Source organism: Streptomyces sp. NPDC101393 (assembly GCF_044767385.1).
Taxonomy (GTDB): domain Bacteria; phylum Actinomycetota; class Actinomycetes; order Streptomycetales; family Streptomycetaceae; genus Streptomyces.
Genome location: NZ_JBIWNU010000018.1, coordinates 41,163 through 60,913, shown reverse-complemented (window position 1 = coordinate 60,913; position 19,751 = coordinate 41,163). Strand labels below are relative to the sequence as shown.

The window sequence follows — 19,751 nt, the reverse complement described above, 5'->3', positions numbered from 1 at the left end:
CGTCGTCGTCGTGATCAGGTGGTGGCGGATTCTTGGCGTTATCGGGTGTCGTGGAAGTCGTTGCCGGATGTGAAGGCGGGTGTCGTGTCGGGCACCTGGCTGCTGGTGATGCCTGCCGGATGCCCGGAAGCGGGTCAGGTCGCCGAGGCACTACGTGCACAGGGCATGACCCTCCACACCCTCGAAATCGACGAGACGGATACCGGACGCGAAATTCTCGCCTCCCGGCTCCAGGAGGGGCTGAACGGGGTGGGTCCCGCAGGTGTGCTGTCCCTGCTGGCGCTGACCGACGACGCGCAGTCCGCATTCCCCGCAGTACCCTCCGGGTTCGCCGATTCACTGACGCTGATTCAGGCACTCGGCGACGCGGGTATCGAAGCCCCCCTCTGGCTCGCCACCCGCGGCGCGGTCGCAACCGGCCGGGCGGAATCCGTCACGAGCCCGCCGCAGGCCATGATCTGGGGTCTGGGGCGAATAGCTGCACTGGAATACCCTCAGCGCTGGGGCGGTGTGATCGATCTCCCGCAGACCCTCGAACCCCGCACGGCGACGCGGCTGGCCGGGGTGCTGGCCGGACTGCACGACACGGAGAGCGAGATGGCGCTCCGTACCTCCGGAACCTTCGGCCGCCGTCTCGTCCGCGCGACGCCCAGCGGTGCCGAGCGCGTGCCGTGGCAGCCGGCTGGCACCGCACTGATCACCGGTGGCACGGGCGGCCTGGGCAGTCATATCGCCCGATGGCTGGCCGACGGTGGCGCGGAGCACTTGGTGCTCACCAGTCGCAGTGGGCCGGCGGCTCTCGGCGCGGAACAGCTGAGGGCCGAACTCACCGCACTCGGCGCCCGGGTCACCATCGCCGCCTGCGACGTGAGCGACCGCGACGCCCTGGCCGCGCTGCTGAAGGATCTGGACGCCGCGGGTTCGCCCGTACAGGCCGTCTTCCATACGGCCGGCGTTCTGGACGACGGGGTCATCGACACCCTCACCGCGGACCGGGCGAGCACCGTCCTGCGGCCCAAGGCGGCTGCCGCGCTGAACCTGCACGAACTGACCAAGAACCGCGACCTGAACGCCTTCGTGCTGTTCTCCTCGTTCGCGGGCACGCTCGGCGGCCCGGGCCAGGGCAGCTATGCGGCGGCGAACGCCTTCCTGGACGCGCTTGCGGAGCAGCGCCGCGCCGCCGGACTGGCCGCGACGTCGGTCGCCTGGGGCCCCTGGGCGGGCGGCGGTCTGGTCGACGACGCCACCGAGGCGCGGCTGCGCCGGAACGGCATGCCGACGATGGCACCGGAGTCGGCGATCGCGGCCCTCCAGCAGGCCCTCGATCTCGGCGACGCGTTCGTGGCGGTGGCCGACATCGACTGGGAGCGCCTGGCAGCGTCCTCTCCCTCCGGTCCCTCGGCCCCGGTTCTCGCCGAACTGCCCGAAATACGCGGCATCCTCGACGCCGGTACCGGCGCGACGACCGGCCCCGACGACGAATCCCCGCTGGCCGACCGGTTGGCGGGCCTGTCGGACAGCGACGCCGAGCAGGCCCTGGTGGAGCTGATCGGCACCGAGGTTGCCGCCGTACTCGGCTACCCCGGCCCGGAATCCGTCGAGACCGACCGCGCCTTCCGTGAGCTGGGCTTCGACTCGCTCACCGCTGTCGACCTGCGCAACCGGCTGACGTCCGCGACCGGCATGCGGCTGCCCGTCACGCTGGTCTTCGACTACCCGACCGTCACCTCGCTCGCCCAGTACATCCACACCGAGGTGGCCGGCACCCGGCCCGCCGCCCCCGAGTCGAAAGCCGGTCCCGCGCCCCTCGACGACGACCCGATCGTGATCGTCGGGATGAGCTGTCGATTCCCCGGCGGTGTGACCTCCCCCGAGGGATTGTGGGAGCTCCTCGACGAGGGCCGCGACGCGGTAGCCGGATTCCCCACCGACCGCGGCTGGGACATCGAGGGCCGCTACGACCCGGATCCCGACAAACCGGGCACCTTCTACGCGCGCGGCGGCGGCTTCCTCTACGACGCCGACCACTTCGACCCGACGTTCTTCGGGATCTCGCCGCGTGAGGCACTGGCGATCGACCCGCAGCACCGACTGCTGCTGGAGACCTCCTGGGAAGCCTTCGAACGGGCAGGCATCGAGCCGACCACGCTGAAGGGCACCCAGGCGGGCGTGTTCATCGGCGCCAGCTACAACGACTACGGATCGCGTTTCCCGCAGGCTCCCGAAGAGTTCGAGGGCTACCTGGCAACGGGCAGCGCCAGCAGCGTCGCCTCCGGACGGGTCTCTTACACCTTCGGTCTCCAGGGCCCTTCACTGACCGTGGACACGGCCTGCTCCTCCTCACTGCTCGCACTGCACTTGGCCGCCCAGTCACTGCGGCAGGGCGAGTGCTCGATGGCGCTGGCCGGCGGTGTGGTCGTGATGTCCACGATGGACAGCTTCATCGAGTTCAGCCGTCAGCGGGCCATGTCCCCCGACGGCCGCTGCAGGGCCTTCTCGGCCGATGCGGACGGCGCGGGCTGGGCCGAGGGGGTGGGCATGGTGCTGCTGGAGCGGTTGTCCGACGCGCGGCGCAACGGCCACCAGGTCCTGGCGATGGTCCGGGGCTCGGCCGTCAACCAGGACGGTGCCAGCAACGGCCTCACCGCGCCGAACGGACCGGCGCAGCAGCGGGTGATCCGGGCGGCGTTGGACTCCGCCGGACTCTCCCCGGCGGATGTGGATGCGGTGGAGGCGCACGGGACGGGGACGTCTCTGGGCGATCCGATCGAGGCAGGTGCGTTGTTCGCGACGTACGGGCAGGGACGTTCGGCGGAGCGGCCGCTGTGGCTGGGATCGCTGAAGTCGAACATCGGTCATACGCAGGCCGCTTCCGGTGTGGCCGGTGTGATCAAGATGGTGATGGCGATGCGGCACGGAGTGCTGCCACGCACTCTGCACGCCGATACGCCCTCTCAGAAGATCGACTGGTCCGCGGGTGCGGTGGAGTTGCTGAACGAGCCCCGGGACTGGCCGGAAACGGGTGCGCCCCGCCGCGCCGGCGTGTCTTCCTTCGGCGTCAGCGGCACCAACGTCCACCTGGTTCTGGAGCAGGCGCCGGCGGGTGACGAAGAGGTCGCCGGCACGACTGCTGTGGTTCCGGGTGGTGTTGGTGTGGTGGTGCCGTGGGTGGTGTCGGGTCGGTCGGTGGGTGCGTTGCGGGCGCAGGCGGAGCGGTTGCGTGCGCATGTGGCCTTGTCTCCGGGGGTGTCGCCGGTTGATGTGGGTTTCTCGTTGGCGACGGGGCGTGCGGCTTTCGAGCACCGTGCTGTGGTGGTCGGCCGCGAGAAAGAAGAATTGCTCGCTGGATTGGGTGAGTTGGCCTCGGGCCGGGGAATGGACTCGGGATTGCTGAATGGCCTGACGGCGTTTTTGTTCACGGGTCAGGGTGCGCAGCGTGTGGGGATGGGCCGGGAGTTGTATGACGTGTTCCCGGTGTTTGCTACTGCGTTTGACGAGGTGTGTGCGGCGGCGGATGAACTCTTGGGCTGTTCGCTGGGCGAGGTGGTGTTCTCCGGTGTGGCGGGGCCTGAGGGGGTTCCGTTGTTGGAGGGGACGGGTTTTGCTCAGGTGGGGTTGTTTGCTTTTGAGGTGGCGTTGTTCCGGTTGGTGGAGTCGTGGGGTGTGCGGCCGGACTTCGTGATGGGGCATTCGGTGGGGGAGTTGGCTGCGGCGTTTGTTGCGGGGGTGTGGTCGCTTGAGGATGCGGTGGCTTTGGTGGTGGCGCGTGGTCGCCTGATGCAGGCATTGCCTGAAGGTGGGGCGATGGTGTCGGTGGTGGCTTCGGAGGAGGAGGTCGCGCCGTTCCTGGTGGGGTGTGGGGATCGTGTGTCGGTGGCTGCGGTGAATGGTCCGCGGTCGGTGGTGTTGTCGGGTGTTGAGGATGCGGTGTGTGAGGTGGTGGCTTCGGGCGGTTGGAAGTCGTCGCGTCTGCGGGTTTCTCATGCTTTCCATTCGGCATTGGTGGAGCCGATGCTGGAGGACTTCCGGCGGATTGTTGAGGGCGTGGAGTTTCGGGAGCCGTGTTTGGGGTTGGTGTCGAATGTGACGGGCGAGGTGGCTTCGTCGGAGTTGGTGTGTTCGGCGGAGTACTGGGTGCGTCATGTGCGGGAGGCGGTGCGGTTTCACGACGGGATGCGTGCACTGTCGTCTCGCGGAGTGAATCGGTTTGTCGAGCTGGGACCCGCCGGTGTGCTCTCCGCGATGGGTGAATCGTGTGTCGAGGAGGGCGAGTTCATTGCGTTCTCGCGTAAGGGTCGGGGTGAGGAGGAGTCGGCGGTAGCGGCATTGGGCCGGATGCACGTCGCGGGGATTGAGGTGGATTGGCGGGCGTTCTTCGACGGACGCGGTGCGCGTCGGGTGGATCTGCCGACGTATGCCTTTCAGCGTGAGCGGTATTGGCTGGATGTGCCGGTGGGTGTGGGGGATGTGGTGTCGGCGGGGTTGGGTGTGGGTGGTCATCCGTTGGTGGGTGCTGCGGTGTCGTTGGCGGGTGGTGATCGTCTGGTGTTGACGGGGCGGTTGTCGGTGCGGTCTCAGCCGTGGTTGGCGGATCATGCGGTGTCGGGTGTGGTGTTGTTTCCGGGGACGGCGTTTCTTGAGCTGGCGGTGCAGGCGGCGGACCGGGTCGGTTGTGAGCGGGTGGAGGAGTTGACGTTGGAGGCGCCTTTGGTGCTTCCGGAGTGTGGTGGTCTGGCGTTGCAGGTCACGGTCGATGCCCCCGACGACAACGGCATTCGCTCGCTGGGCATCTACACCCGGCCGCAGGACGATGACTCCTCGCAGGCGTGGACCCGGCACGCCACAGGTGTCGTCTGCCCGGAAGGGGACGAGGGCTCGTACGACCTTCAGGCGGCGTGGCCGCCGGAGGGAGCCACCCCGATCGATGTCAGCGATCTGTACGAGCGATTCGCGGAAAACGGCTTCGGCTACGGCCCAGCCTTTCGGGGGATCCGGACGGCGTGGCTGCTCGGCGACGAGGTCTACGCCGAGGTGCGGCTGCCCGAGGAGCAGCAGTCCGGAGCCGGCGACTACGGACTGCATCCGGCACTGCTCGACGCCGCCCTCCACACCATCGCCCTCAGTCCGTCGCTGCAACTCGGCGGAGGGAAGCTGCCGTTCTCCTGGACGGGGGTGACCTTGCACGGCTCGGGCGCCGGTGAGGTGCGGGTACGACTGACCCCCGATGGGTCCGGCGCGGTGTCACTGCTCCTGGCGGACCCGATCGGCCGGCCGGTGGCCACCGTCGATTCGCTCGCCCTGCGGGCGCGGCCCGAACAACTGGGCGCCCCCGCCTCGGAGAACTCGCTGTACCTCCTGGACTGGACCGAGGTGGCACCGGAAGATGTCACCGGGCAACCTGCCGGGAACACGGGCTGGGCCTTGCTCGGTGACGACGGCCTCGACGTGGTTGCCGGCCTGGGACTGCCGGCCCATCCGGATCTGGAATCCCTTGCGGCGGCAGACCCGACCGCGCCGCCCGAGGTCGTGCTCGTGACCTGCCCACCGGAGCCCGGACCCCTCCCCGGGACCGTACGCACGGCCCTGGGGCGGACGTTGGAGCTGGTCCAGGGCTGGCTCGCCGATGAGCGGTTCGCCGGATCACGGCTGGTCTTTCTCACCCGCGGCGCCGTTGCCGCCGCCGGCGAGCAGGTGACCGATCTGTCGCACGCCGCCGTCTGGGGACTCGTCCGCTCGGCGCAGTCGGAGAACCCGGACCGGTTCGTCCTGGCCGACATCGACAGCCCGACCGATGCCGCGGGCGTGCTCGCACTGCTCCAGGCGATCGCCGGTGACGAACCGCAGCTGGCGCTGCGCGGCGGCACCGTACGGGCCGCCAGGCTGGCCCCCGCCCACCCAGCGGCCGGCGCCACCGAGCCATCGGCGCCTGACCTGGGCACCGGGACGGTGCTGATCACCGGTGCCACCGGCGTGATCGGCGGCGTGATGGCACGTCATCTGGTGACCGGTGCCGGAGTGCGTCACCTGCTGCTGACCAGCCGCCGCGGCAACGGAGCAGACGGTGCCGGGGAATTGTGCGCGGAACTCAGGGCGCTCGGCGCCGAGGTCACCATGGCGGCCTGCGATGTCGCCGACCGCGAAGACCTCGCCGCCCTGCTTGCCACCGTCGACGCGGCACACCCGCTGACCGCGGTGGTGCACACCGCCGGTGTGCTGGACGACGGCATCGTCGGATCCCTCACCCCGGAGCGGTTCGACGGGGTGCTCCGCCCCAAGGTGGATGCGGCGGTCAACCTGCACGAGTTGACCCGCGATCTCGGGCTCTCCTCTCTGGTGCTGTTCTCCTCCATCGCCGGCACCTTCGGCGGCATGGGCCAGGGCAACTACGCGGCGGCGAACGCCTTCCTCGACGCGTACGCCACCCACTGCCGGGCCCAGGGCTACCCCGTCCAGACGATGGCCTGGGGCCTGTGGGAGCAGCGCAGTGAGATGACCGGAAAGCTGGCCGACGCGGACCTCTCACGGCTGGCACGCGGCGGCATCGCCGCGTTCTCCTCCGCCGAAGGCGTCGCACTCTTCGACGTCGCGCGGACGCTGGATGCCCCGGTCGTGCTGCCGATGCGGCTGGATCTCGCGGCGCTCGCGGGCGGCCCCGGCCCCGTACCGCCGCTGCTCCGCGGCCTGGTCCGGACACCGGTCCGGCCTGCCGCCCGCCGCGCCATGGCCGCCGCCGCCACGGGCGGCACGGCCGCCGACGGCGCCGACGGGCTGATGGGCCGGCTGGCCGGGCTTCCCGACGCGGAACGTGACCGGTTGCTGCTCGACCTGGTCAGGACAGAGGCGGCAAGGGTTCTCGGCTTCACCGACCCCCATGCGATCGACGTGGACCGAGGACTGCTGGAGCTGGGCTTCGACTCGCTCACCGCGGTCGAACTCCGTAATCAGTTGGGTCGGGCGACCGGACTGCGACTCCCCGCGACCCTGCTGTTCGACCATCCGACGACCAGCGCCATCGCGGAGCACCTCGCGGCGCAGGTCACCCCGGCCGAGCCGGCGGCCCTCCCGCTGCTCTTCCCCGAACTCGACCGGCTGGAGTCGGAATTGGCGCGGGTGGCCGCGGACGAGGCATCCCGGATGAGACTCACCACCCGCCTGCAGGACCTCTTGTCGAAGCTGGGCCAGGCCCAGGAAGCGGCGGGCGAGGGCGAGGTCGCCGAGCTCGCATCGGCGTCCGACGACGAGATCTTCGACTTCATCGAAAACGAACTTGGCCTTTCCTAAGAAATCGGCGGTTGAACGGTGAGCACCGTGAGTGAAGACAAGCTTCGCGACTATCTCAAGCGAGTGACGACGGACCTGCACCGCACTCGCCAGCGTCTGCAGAAGATCGAGGAGCGGGACCAGGATCCCATCGCGATCGTCGCCATGAGCTGTCGCTACGCCGGAGGCGTCTCAACCCCGGAGGACATGTGGCGGCTCGTGGCCGAGGGGCGCGACGCGGTCGGTCCGCTCCCCGCGGACCGGGCATGGGACACCGAGGCCCTGTACGACCCGGACCCGGACGCGAAGGGCAAGAGCTACGTCGAGGAAGGGGCGTTCCTCGACGGGGCGTACGACTTCGACCCGGGATTCTTCGGCATCTCGCCCCGGGAGGCGCTGGCCATGGACCCCCAGCAGCGGCTGCTGCTGGAGACCGCCTGGGAGACCTTCGAGCGCGCCGGCATCGACCCGACGACGCTCAAGGGCAGCCGGACCGGTGTGTACGCCGGAGTGATGTACCAGGACTACGGCTCCCGGCTGACGACGGTGCCCGAGGACGTCGAGGGTTACCTCGGCGCGGGCGGTTCCGGCAGCGTCGCCTCGGGCCGTATCTCCTACACCTTCGGGCTCGAAGGGCCTGCCGTCACGGTCGACACGGCGTGCTCGTCGTCGCTGGTGGCGCTGCACCTGGCCACCCAAGCGCTGCGCCGCGACGACTGTTCGATGGCCCTGGTCGGGGGCTCGATGGTGATGTCCACTCCGGTCGCGTTCATCGAGTACGCCCGGCAGCGGGCGCTGTCCTCGGACGGCCGGTGCAAGGCATTCGCCGACGGGGCGGACGGGACCGGCTGGGGTGAGGGCGTCGGCACGGTGCTGCTGGAACGGCTGTCCGACGCGCGACGCAACGGGCACCCGGTGCTCGCGGTGGTGCGTGGCTCGGCCGTCAACCAGGACGGCGCAAGCAGTGGGCTGACCGCGCCGAACGGGCCCTCGCAGCAGCGGGTGATCCGCGCCGCGCTGGCCAATGCCCGGCTCTCCGCATCCGAGGTCGAAGTGGTGGAGGCGCACGGCACCGGCACCAGGCTCGGCGACCCCATCGAGGCCGGTGCACTGCTGGCCACCTACGGCCGGGAACGCGCCGAGGGCCGGCCGCTGTGGCTGGGCTCCCTGAAATCCAACATCGCGCACACCCAGGCCGCGGCCGGAGTCGGTGGCGTCATCAAGATGGTGCTGGCACTGCAGCACGCGGTCCTCCCCAAGACGCTGCACGCCGGCAACCGCACGGCCATGGTCGACTGGGAGTCCGGCGGCGTCGAGCTGCTGACCGAGTCCCGGCCGTGGCCGGAGACCGGAGCCCCGCGCCGGGCCGCCGTGTCCGGGTTCGGCTTCAGCGGCACCAACGCGCATGTGATCCTGGAACAGGCCCCGGAGCCCGCGGCGGCCGACGAGGACACGGCCGCCGCCGCTGCCCCGGACGCGGCCGACGTCCCCGTCCAGGAAGGCTCCTCGGCGCTGCCCTTCCTCGTGTCCGGCAAGACCGATCAGGCGATACGGGCCCAGGCCCAGCGGCTCCTCGACCACCTGACCGCCCACTCGGACGTGGCCGGCGCCGACCTCGGGTATTCGCTGGCCCTGGAGCGCGCCGCCCTCGACCACCGCGCCGCGGTCATCGCCCAGGACCGGGACGGGCTGCTGGACGGCCTGCGGGCCCTCGCCGACGGTGAACCCGCCGCACAGCTCGTCCAGGGCCTCGCCGGCGGCCGTCGCAAGACCGTGTTCGTCTTCCCCGGCCAGGGATCGCAGTGGGCCGGCATGGCCCGGCCGCTGCTGACGTCCTCGCCCGACTTCGCGAAGCAACTGCGCGCATGCGACCAGGCGTTGGCCCCGTACCTGGACTGGTCCGTGGCCGATGTCCTCCAAGGCGCGGCCGGCGCGCCCTCGATCGACCGCATCGACGTCGTCCAGCCGGTGCTGTTCTCCGTGATGGTGTCGCTGGCCGCACTGTGGCGCGCACACGGCGTCGAGCCCTCCGCGGTCGTCGGCCACTCCCAGGGCGAAGTGGCCGCGGCCTACGTGTCGGGCGCACTGTCCCTGCCGGACGCCGCCCGGGTCGTCGCGCTGCGCAGCAAGGCGTCGCGGGAGATCGAAGGCAAGGGCGGCATGCTCTCGGTGCTGGCCTCCGCGGAGCAGATCGCACCGCGGGTCGAGGACCGGGCCGACCGGATATCCCTCGCGGCGAGCAACAGCCCCGCCTCCGTGACGGTCGCCGGGGATCCCGACGCCCTTGACGAATTGCTGGCACAGCTCACCGCCGACGGCATCAAGGCCCGCAAGGTCCCCGGAGTGGAGGTCGCCAGCCACTCGGCGCACGTCGACGCACTTCGGGAGCGGCTGCTCGCCGACCTGGCGCCCGTCGAGCCGCAGGCTTCGCAGATCCCGTTCTACTCCACCGTGACCGGCGCGCCGCTGGACACCCGTGAACTCGACGCCGACTACTGGTACCGCAACATGCGCCGACCGGTCGAGTTCGAACGGGCCGTCCGGGCGCTGCTCGCCGACGGCCACAGCACGTTCATCGAGTCCAGCCCGCACCCCGTACTCGCCATGGCGATGCAGGAGACCTTCGAGGACGCCGGCTCCAGTGCCGTCACCGTGGGGACGCTGCGGCGCGAGGAGGGCGGCCATGACCGCTTCCTCACCTCCCTCGCCGAAGTACACGTCACGGGTGGCTCCGTGGACTGGCAGGCGGTCTTCGCCGGTACCGGGGCGCGCAGCACCGAACTGCCCACGTACGCCTTCCAGCGACAGCGCTACTGGCTGGAGGCCCCGGTGACCGCCGGCGATGTGGCGTCGGCCGGTCTCGGCGCGGCCGACCATCCGCTGCTCGGGGCGGCCGTCCATCTGGCGGACGCCGACCGGCTGCTGCTGACCGGCAGGCTCTCCCTGGAGACCTCCCCCTGGCTGGCCGACCACGCCCTCACCGGTACCGCGCTGCTGCCCGGCACGGCCTTCCTGGAGCTCGCCGTGCAGGCCGCCGACCGGGTCGGCTGCGCCCGGGTCGAGGAACTCACCCTGCACGCCCCGCTGCTGCTGCCCGCGACGGACGGCGTGGCGGTGCAGGTCACCGTCAGCGAGCCGGACACCGCGGGCCGCAGGACGGTAGGCATCTATTCCCGTACGGAGGACGCCGCGGAGAACGCCTGGGTCGCGCACGCCTCCGGCACCGTCCTGCCCGAAGCGAGCCCGGCCTCCTTCGACCTCTCGGCATGGCCGCCGGCCGGCGCCGTACCGGTGGCCGTCCAGGACCTCTACGAGCGGTACGCCGAGAACGGCTTCGGCTACGGCCCGTCCTTCCGTGGCCTGCGGGCCGCCTGGCGGCTCGGGGACGACGTCTTCGCCGAGGTACGGCTGCCGGAGGAGCACCAGGAGGACGCCCGTTCCTTCGGTCTGCACCCCGCGCTGCTCGACGCGGCGCTGCACGGCATCGCGCTTGGGCCGCTGTTCGAGGACGCGGGGGACAAGAGCGCCGGGGGGACCGGGCGGCTGCCGTTCTCTTGGGCAGGCGTCACCCTGCACGCCGACGGCGCCGCCGAGCTGCGGGTACGGCTGTCTCCCGCGGGTCCGGAAGCGGTCGCCGTCCAGGTCGCCGATTCCGTCGGCCGGCCGGTGGCGTCCGTCGACGCGCTGCTGCTGCGCGAGATACGACCGGAGCAGCTCTCCGGTACGCAGGCCGGACTCACCGACGCGCTGTTCCGGGTGGACTGGAAGCCGCTGACGGCCACGGCCGCCGGACCTGCCGCCCCGTGGGGCGTCTGGGGCGAGGACCGGCTCGGCCTCGGTGCGCTGCCGGGCCTGGAGCCGCTCGACCTGCCCGCCCTGGAGGCCCGCGGCTGCCCGGTGCCGGAGGTCGTGCTCGTCCCCTGTGGCCCTCAGCCGCACGCCTCGGAAGCCGGTGACGGGGCCGACGGCCACAGTTCCGCCGGCGCCGGGGCGGCGCACGCCGCAGCCGGACGGGCCCTGAGCCTGGTGCAGACCTGGCTGCGCGACCCACGCTGCGCGGCATCCCGGCTGGTGTTCGTCACTCGCGGCGCCACGGCCCTGCCCGGTGAGGACGTGCCCGACCTGGCGCACGCCCCTGTGTGGGGACTGGTGCGCTCCGCCCAGACGGAGAACCCCGGCCGGTTCGCCCTGATCGACATCGACCCTCACCAGGACTCCGTCCGTGCTCTCCGGGCCGCGCTGGCAACCGGCGAGCCGCAACTGGCCGTCCGCGAGGGCGTCGTCCACGCCGCAAGACTGGCCAGGGTGCCTGCCGTGCCCGCGGCCGAGGCGCCCCTCGGCTGGGACGCCGACGGCACCGTGCTGATCAGCGGCACCGGCACGCTCGGTGGACTGCTCGGCCGCCACCTCGTCACCCGCCACGGCATGCGCCACCTGCTGCTGACCAGCCGCCGCGGTCCGCAAGCCGACGGCGCCGACGAGCTGCGCGCCGAACTCACGTCGCTCGGCGCCGAGGTCACCATTGCCGCCTGCGACACCGCGGACCGCGACGACCTCGCCGGGGTGCTTGCCCGCATCGACACGGCACACCCGCTCACGGCGGTCGTCCACACAGCCGGCGTGCTGGACGACGGCGTGGTGGACGGACTGACCTCGGGCCAACTGGAGCGGGTCCTGCGCCCCAAGGTCGACGCGGCGGCCAACCTGCACGAGCTGACCGTGGACCTGGACCTGTCCGGCTTCCTGCTGTACTCCTCCGGAGCCGGCGTCCTCGGCGGCCCCGGTCAGGCGAACTACGCCGCGGCCAACGCCTTTCTGGACGCGCTGGCCCAGCACCGCCGCTCCCGTGGCCTGGCCGGTCAGTCCCTGGCCTGGGGCCTGTGGGCCGACCGCAGCGGCATGACCGACCACCTCGACAGCACGGACACCGCACGCTCCCTCCGCTCGGGAGTGGTCCCGCTCTCCGCCGAACAGGGCATGGCCCTCTTCGACATGGCCGCCGTACGGGACGAGCCCGTGCTGGTGCCGATCCTGCTCGACACCGCCGCGCTGCGGACCAACGCCGCCACCGGCTCCGTACCTGCCCTGCTCCAGGGACTCGTACGGACCCCGGCCCGCCGCGTGGTGGAGGCCGGAACCGCCACGGACGGTCCGGACTCGCTCGCGCAGCGCCTCGCCGGACAGAGCGAGACCGAACAGCGGCGCTACCTGCTGGACATGGTCCGCTCCCGGGTCGCCGCCGTGCTGGGGCACCCGTCATCCGAGTCGGTCGCCGCCGACCGGGCCTTCCAGGAAATCGGCTTCGACTCGCTGACGTCCGTGCAGCTGCGGAACCGGCTGAACACGGCCACCGGGCTCCGGCTGCCGACCACCCTGGTCTTTGACTACCCCACCCCGGCGGCGCTCGCCGAGTACCTGCGCACCGAGGCGCTCGGAGAGCAGCTCCGGGCCGCCGTCGCCGCGGCGGCAGCCGTGCCCCCGGTCGACGACGACGCGATCGTGATCGTCGGGATGAGCTGCCGCTTCCCCGGCGGGGTGCGGAGCCCGGAGGACCTGTGGCAGCTGGTGGCCCAGGGCACCGACGCGATGGCCGCGATGCCGGCCGACCGCGGCTGGGACGTGGACGACCTCTACGACCCGACGGGCCGACTGCCCGGCAAGTCCTACGCCAACGAGGGCGCGTTCCTCTACGACGCGTATGACTTCGACCCGGCCTTCTTCGGGATCTCGCCACGTGAGGCGCTGGCGATGGACCCGGTGCAGCGGCTGCTGCTGGAGACCTCCTGGGAGGTCTTCGAACGGGCGGGTATCAACCCGTCCTCGATGAAGGGCAGCCCGACCGGAGTGTTCGCCGGTCTGATGTACCAGGACTACAGCCTCCGGCTGCCGCAGGTACCGGAGGACCTTGAGGCGTATATCGGCAGCGGCAGCTCCGGCAGCGTCGCCTCCGGTCGTGTCTCCTACCTCTTCGGTCTGGAGGGGCCCGCCGTCACGGTCGACACGGCCTGCTCGTCGTCGCTGGTGGCCCTGCATCTGGCCGCGGAGTCGCTGCGCCGTGGCGAGTGCGCGATGGCGCTGGCCGGCGGCGCCACCGTCATGTCGACTCCCAACCTCTTCGTCGACTTCAGCCGCCAGGGCGGCCAGGCCCCCGACGGCAGGTGCAAGACCTTCTCCGCGCAGGCGGACGGCACCGGCTGGGGCGAGGGAGCCGGCATGCTGCTGTTGGAGCGGCTCTCGGACGCGCGGCGCAATGGCCATCAGGTGCTGGCGGTGGTGCGGGGTTCGGCGATCAATCAGGACGGTGCGAGTAACGGTCTGAGTGCGCCGAACGGTCCGGCGCAGCAGCGGGTGATCCGGGCCGCTCTCGCCGGGGCAGGGCTGGCTTCGTCCGATGTGGACGTGGTGGAGGCGCACGGGACGGGGACGTCGCTGGGTGATCCGATCGAGGCGGGTGCGTTGCTTGCGACGTACGGGCAGGGACGTTCGGTGGAGCGGCCGCTGTGGCTTGGTGCGTTGAAGTCGAACATCGGTCATACGCAGGCTGCTTCGGGTGTGGCTGGTGTGATCAAGATGGTGATGGCGATGCGGCACGGTGTGTTGCCGCAGACGTTGCATGTGGATGAGCCGACGCCGCACGTGGAGTGGTCTGCGGGTGCGGTGGAGTTGTTGACCGAGGCGCGGGAGTGGCCGTCGACGGGTGCGCCGCGTCGTGCCGGTGTGTCGGCGTTCGGGATCAGTGGCACGAATGCGCACGCCATTTTGGAGCAGGCGCCGGCCGTCGACGCCGAGGCGGCGGAGACGTCAACTGTTGTGGTGCCGGGCGGTGTTGGTGTGGTGGTGCCGTGGGTGGTGTCGGGTCGGTCGGTGGGTGCGTTGCGGGCGCAGGCGGAGCGGTTGCGTGAGCATGTGGCCTTGTCTCCGGGGGTGTCGCCGGTTGATGTGGGTTTCTCGTTGGCGACGGGGCGTGCGGCTTTCGAGCACCGTGCCGTGGTGGTCGGCCGCGAGAAGGAAGAATTGCTCGCTGAACTGCACGAGTTGGCGTCCGGACGGGCGCCGGGGTCGCAGGTCTCTGATGCTCTGACGGCGTTTTTGTTCACGGGTCAGGGTGCGCAGCGTGTGGGGATGGGCCGGGAGTTGTATGACGTGTTCCCGGTGTTTGCTACTGCGTTTGACGAGGTGTGTGCGGCGGCGGATGAACTCTTGGGCTGTTCGCTGCGTGAAGTCGTGTTCTCCGGTGTGATGGGGCCTGAGGGGGTTCCGTTGTTGGAGGGTACGGGTTTTGCTCAGGTGGGGTTGTTTGCTTTTGAGGTGGCGTTGTTCCGGTTGATGGAGTCGTGGGGTGTGCGGCCGGACTTCGTGATGGGGCATTCGGTGGGGGAGTTGGCTGCGGCGTTTGTTGCGGGGGTGTGGTCGCTTGAGGATGCGGTGGCTTTGGTGGTGGCGCGTGGTCGCCTGATGCAGGCATTGCCTGAAGGTGGGGCGATGGTGTCGGTGGTGGCTTCGGAGGAGGAGGTCGCGCCGTTCCTGGTGGGGTGCGGGGATCGTGTGTCGGTGGCTGCGGTGAACGGTCCGCGGTCGGTGGTGTTGTCGGGTGTTGAGGATGCGGTGTGTGAGGTGGTGGCTTCGGGCGGTTGGAAGTCGTCGCGTCTGCGGGTTTCTCATGCTTTCCATTCGGCATTGGTGGAGCCGATGCTGGAGGACTTCCGGCGGATTGTTGAGGGCGTGGAGTTTCGGGAGCCGTGTTTGGGGTTGGTGTCGAATGTGACGGGCGAGGTGGCTTCGTCGGGGTTGGTGTGTTCGGCGGAGTACTGGGTGCGTCATGTGCGGGAGGCGGTGCGCTTTCACGACGGGATGCGTGCACTGTCGTCTCGCGGAGTGAATCGGTTTGTCGAGCTGGGACCCGCCGGTGTGCTCTCCGCGATGGGTGAATCGTGCGTCGAAAAGGGCGAGTTCATTGCGCTCTCACGCAAAGGCCGGGGTGAGGAGGAGTCGGCGGTAGCGGCATTGGGCCGGATGCACGCCGCAGGGATTGAGGTGGATTGGCGGGCGTTCTTCGACCGGCGGGGTGCGCGTCGGGTGGATCTGCCGACGTATGCCTTTCAGCGTGAGCGGTATTGGCTGGATGTGCCGGTGGGTGTGGGGGATGTGGTGTCGGCGGGGTTGGGTGTGGGTGGTCATCCGTTGGTGGGTGCTGCGGTGTCGTTGGCGGGTGGTGATCGTCTGGTGTTGACGGGGCGGTTGTCGGTGCGGTCTCAGCCGTGGTTGGCGGATCATGCGGTGTCGGGTGTGGTGTTGTTTCCGGGGACGGCGTTTCTTGAGCTGGCGGTGCAGGCGGCGGACCGGGTCGGTTGTGAGCGGGTGGAGGAGTTGACGTTGGAGGCGCCTTTGGTGCTTCCGGAGTGTGGTGGTCTGGCGTTGCAGGTCACGGTCGATGCCCCCGACGACAACGGCATTCGGGCCATCAGCGTCCACTCCCGGCCGGAGAGCGCCGACCTCTCCGAGCCGTGGACGCGGCACGCGAGCGGTTCCCTGAGCGCCGAGGGTGCCACGGGCAGCTCCGTCGATCTGAGCGTGTGGCCTCCGGCCGGCGTGGAGCCGGTCGAGGTCGGCGATCTGTATGAGCGGTTCGCCGAGGCCGGCTTCGGCTACGGCCCTGCGTTCCAGGGCCTGCAACGAGCGTGGACGGCCGGTGACGAGGTCTACGCCGAGGTGCGGCTGCCCGAGGAGCAGCAGTCCGCAGCCGGTGCCTACGGACTGCATCCGGCACTGCTCGACGCCGCCCTCCACAGCATCGCCCTCGGCTCGCTCTTCGAGAGCGGAGAGGGGGAGGGCCGGCTGCCGTTCTCCTGGACCGGCATGTCTCTGCGGGCGTCCGGAGCGACGGAGCTGCGGGTGCGGATCGGAGCCGCGGGCACCGACGCCGTGTGCGTGGCTGTCGCGGACTCCTCCGGCAGCCCGGTCGCGGACATCGACGCGCTCGTGCTGCGAAAGATGTCGGCCGCGCAGGTCGGGGCATCTTTGCCGATCGGATACGAGGCGCTGTTCCGGGTCGGCTGGCCTTCCGTGCCGGCCCCGGCACTGCTGCCGTCCGGGGCCAGACTGGCCCTCGTGGGGCCGGACGATCCCGAGGAGGCCCCGCTCCTGGACCGTTCCGGATTCTCCCTGGAGTCCTACTCCGACCTGGGGGCACTCGGCGGCGCCGCCGACTCGGGCAGCTCGGCTCCGCCCATGGTGCTCGTCTCGTGCCCGCCCGCACCGAGCTGCGCCGCATCGGTACGCGACTCCACCCGGCGCGCTCTGTCGCTGGTCCAGGATTGGCTCGCGGACGAGCGGTTCGGCTCGTCCCGGCTGGTCTTCCTGACCCGTCGTGCGATCGCCACCGCTCCCGGTGAGGACGTGTCCGATCTGGCCAATGCGGCGCTGTGGGGCCTGGTCCGCTCGGCGCAGTCGGAGAACCCGGAGCGCTTCGCGCTGATCGACATCGATGACGCGGAGGCGTCCGGCAAGGCTCTGGGCGCGGCACTGCTGTCCGGCGAACCGCAGATGGCGGTGCGCGCCGGCGAGCTCATGGTGCCGAGGCTGGACAGGGTGCGGACCGCACCGGATACCGACGAGCCGGCGTGGGACCCCGAGGGCACCGTGCTGATCACCGGAACGGGCGTCCTGGGCGGCTTGCTGGCCCGGCACCTCGTTCGGCAGCGAGGCGTCCGCAGTCTGGTGCTGACCAGCCGCCGCGGCCCGGCCGCCGAAGGTGCCGAGGCACTGAGGTCGGAACTCGCCGGACTCGGTGCCCAGGTCACGATCGCCGCCTGCGACGCCGCTGACCGCGAGGCCCTGGCGGAGGTGCTTGCCGCGATTCCCGCCGACCGTCCGCTGACCGCCGTGGTGCACACCGCGGGTGTCATCGACGACAGTCTCGTCGACGGACTCACTCCGGAGCGACTGGAGGCGGTCCTGCGGCCCAAGGTGGACGCGGTGCTGAATCTGCACGACCTGACCCGCGACCGGAACCTCGCGGCCTTCGTGGTCTATTCGTCGGCGGCGGGTGTGCTGGGCAGCGCCGGGCAGGCCAACTACGCCGCGGCGAACGCCTTCCTGGACGCCTTCGCGCACAGCCGGCGCAGCCAGGGCCTGCCTGCCACGTCGCTCGCCTGGGGCCCGTGGGAGGAACTCAGTGCCCTGACCGCCACGCTTGACGGGAGTGACGTCGCCCGTGCGGCGCGTGCCGGTGTGGGCGGGCTGGCCACCGAGCAGGGACTGCGGCTGTTCGACATCGCTCTGGGCCTTGAGGACCCGTTGCTGGTGCCGGTCAGCATCGACACCTCGGCCCTGCGGGCCGGTGCCTCGGACGTCGTCCTGCCCGCCGTGCTCCGCGGACTGGTGCGCGGCCCCGGCCGCCGGGCCGTGGCCGCGGCCGGCAGCGACGGCACGAAAGCGCCGTCATCGGCCGCGCGTCTGGCGGCGCTTCCGGAGGGCGAGCAGCTCGGCGCGCTGCTCGACCTGGTGCGCCTCCACGTGGCCGCCGTGCTCGGGCATTCGGGGGCGGAGTCGGTGACGGCGGACCATCAGCTGGTGGATTCCGGATTCGACTCGCTCACCGCGGTCGAACTGCGGAACCGGCTGAACGCGGCCACCGGTCTGCGGCTGCCCGCGACGCTTGCCTTCGACCACCGCACTCCGGCCGAGCTCGCGGAGCGGCTGCGCCGTGAGCTGGCCGCGGCGCCGACCGCCGCCGAGCGCGCCTCGGGACCTGCGGCTCCCGCCCAGGACGCCGCCAACGGCGGTTCGGCCACGCTGAGTTCGCTCTACATGGGGGCGTTCCAGAACGGCAAGTGGGGCGAGGCGTTCGACCTGCTGCGAGCCGTCGCGGCGCTGCGGCCGCAATTCAGCTCGACTGCCGATCTCGCCAAGCCGCCGACACCCGTCAGGCTCGGCCGGGGGGAGGCACGGACCCAGGTGTTCTGCCTTCCCTCCTGCCTCGCCGTGGCCGGACTGCACCAGTACGCACGGTTCGCCTCGTCCTTCCGGGGGCTGCGCGACGTGTCGGCGCTCGCGCTGCCCGGGTTCGTCCGGGACGAAAGCCTCCCGACGACGATGGACGCCGTGGTCCAGGTCCAGGCGGAGGCCATCGCGCAGGCCGCCGGCGGTGACCCGTTCGTCCTGCTCGGCACGTCGGCGGGTGGCTGGTTCGCGCAGGCCGCGGCGGGCTGCCTCGAAGCCCTCGGCATCCAGCCGGCCGGTGTCGTCCTGGTGGACACCTATGTGCCCAAGAGCAACTTCGTCAACCAGTTCGGACTCGCCCTGATGGACGGCATGTCGGAACGCGAAGGAACCTTCGTCGCGATGGACGACGACCGGCTCTCGGCCATGGGCTGGTATCTCGACATCTGCAAGGAGTGGGAGCCGCAGCCGGTCTCCGCGCCCACCCTGCTCGTCCGGGCCGAGGAGCCGCTGGCCGGCGCCAACACCCCGGCGACCGCGGAGGCGTGGCGGTCCTATTGGGACCTGCCCCATGACGTCGTCGACGTACAGGGCAACCACTTCAGCGTGATGGAGGACCACGTCGCTTCGACCGCGGCGGCCATCGAGACATGGATCTCGGGCCTGTCCGCGCGGTGACGCCGCCTGCGCGGCCCCGCCGCCGTGCCGCCGCGTGGGATACGCGGCTTGACCCATACCCCGGAAAGGGACTCATACCACCATGGCATCGCCGACCCGTGACGACAGCCTCTGGCTACGCCGCTTCCACCCTCAGCCCGACGCCAAGGTGCGGCTGATCTGCTTCCCGCACGCAGGAGGATCTGCGAGCTTCTTCTTCCCGATGTCCGAGGAGATGTCCTCCGGGATCGAGGTGCTGGCCGTCCAGTATCCCGGGCGGCAGGACCGGCGCACCGAACCACCCGTCGAGAGCGTCCAGGGGCTGGCCCGGGAGATCTTCACCGTGCTCACGCGATGGACCGATATGCCGCTCGCTCTCTTCGGCCACAGCATGGGCGCAAGCGTCGCCTTCGAGGTGGCGCGGCTGCTGGAGCAGGAAGCCGCCATCGTGCCGGCCGCCCTGTTTGCCTCCGGCCGCAACGCGCCGTCCCAGCACCGCAGCAATGAGATTCATCAGCTCGACGACGACGGCATCGTGGCGGAGCTGCAGCGGCTCAGCGGCACCGACTCCCGGATCCTGGGCGACCTGGAGCTGCTGCGCTTCGCCCTCCCCGCGATCCGCGGCGACTACAGAGCGGCGGAGACCTACCGCTACGTTCCGGGCCCCCTGCTGCGCTGCCCCATCGTGGGGCTCGGCGGCGACAGCGACATCCGTGTCGCCGTCGACGACGTGGCGGGGTGGGCGGATCACACCTCGGGAACGTTCGAGCTGCAGGTGTTCCCCGGAGGCCACTTCTATCTCGGCGACCAGAAGGCGGCCGTCGTCAACGCCGTCTCGGATTTCCTTATCTCCGCGCGGCATCCGGGGAGTTGAATTCCAGCTGAAATGGAAC

General features: G+C 70.7%; 3 protein-coding genes. All 3 read left to right on the top strand.

The annotated features are described in order from the left end of the window. Positions 1–84: 84 nt before the first annotated feature. Positions 85–7,281, top strand: coding sequence for a type I polyketide synthase (locus ACIRQ7_RS35910; protein WP_404266699.1), 7,197 nt, complete (start codon positions 85–87; stop codon positions 7,279–7,281). A gap of 27 nt (positions 7,282–7,308) precedes the next feature. Next, a complete protein-coding gene (locus tag ACIRQ7_RS35905) occupies positions 7,309–18,879 on the top strand; it encodes a type I polyketide synthase (protein WP_404266698.1) in 11,571 nt (3,856 codons plus the stop codon). An 82-nt stretch (positions 18,880–18,961) separates the two neighbouring features. Continuing rightward, positions 18,962–19,732 carry a thioesterase II family protein gene (locus ACIRQ7_RS35900; protein ID WP_404266697.1) on the top strand — a complete coding sequence of 257 codons (771 nt, stop codon included), beginning with the start codon at positions 18,962–18,964 and terminating at the stop codon, positions 19,730–19,732. Positions 19,733–19,751: the final 19 nt, after the last annotated feature.

Excerpts from the sequence above, each read along its gene's own strand:
- ACIRQ7_RS35900 (WP_404266697.1), top strand. The coding sequence starts at position 18,962 with ATGGCATCGCCGACCCGTGACGACAGCCTCTGGCTACGCCGCTTCCAC.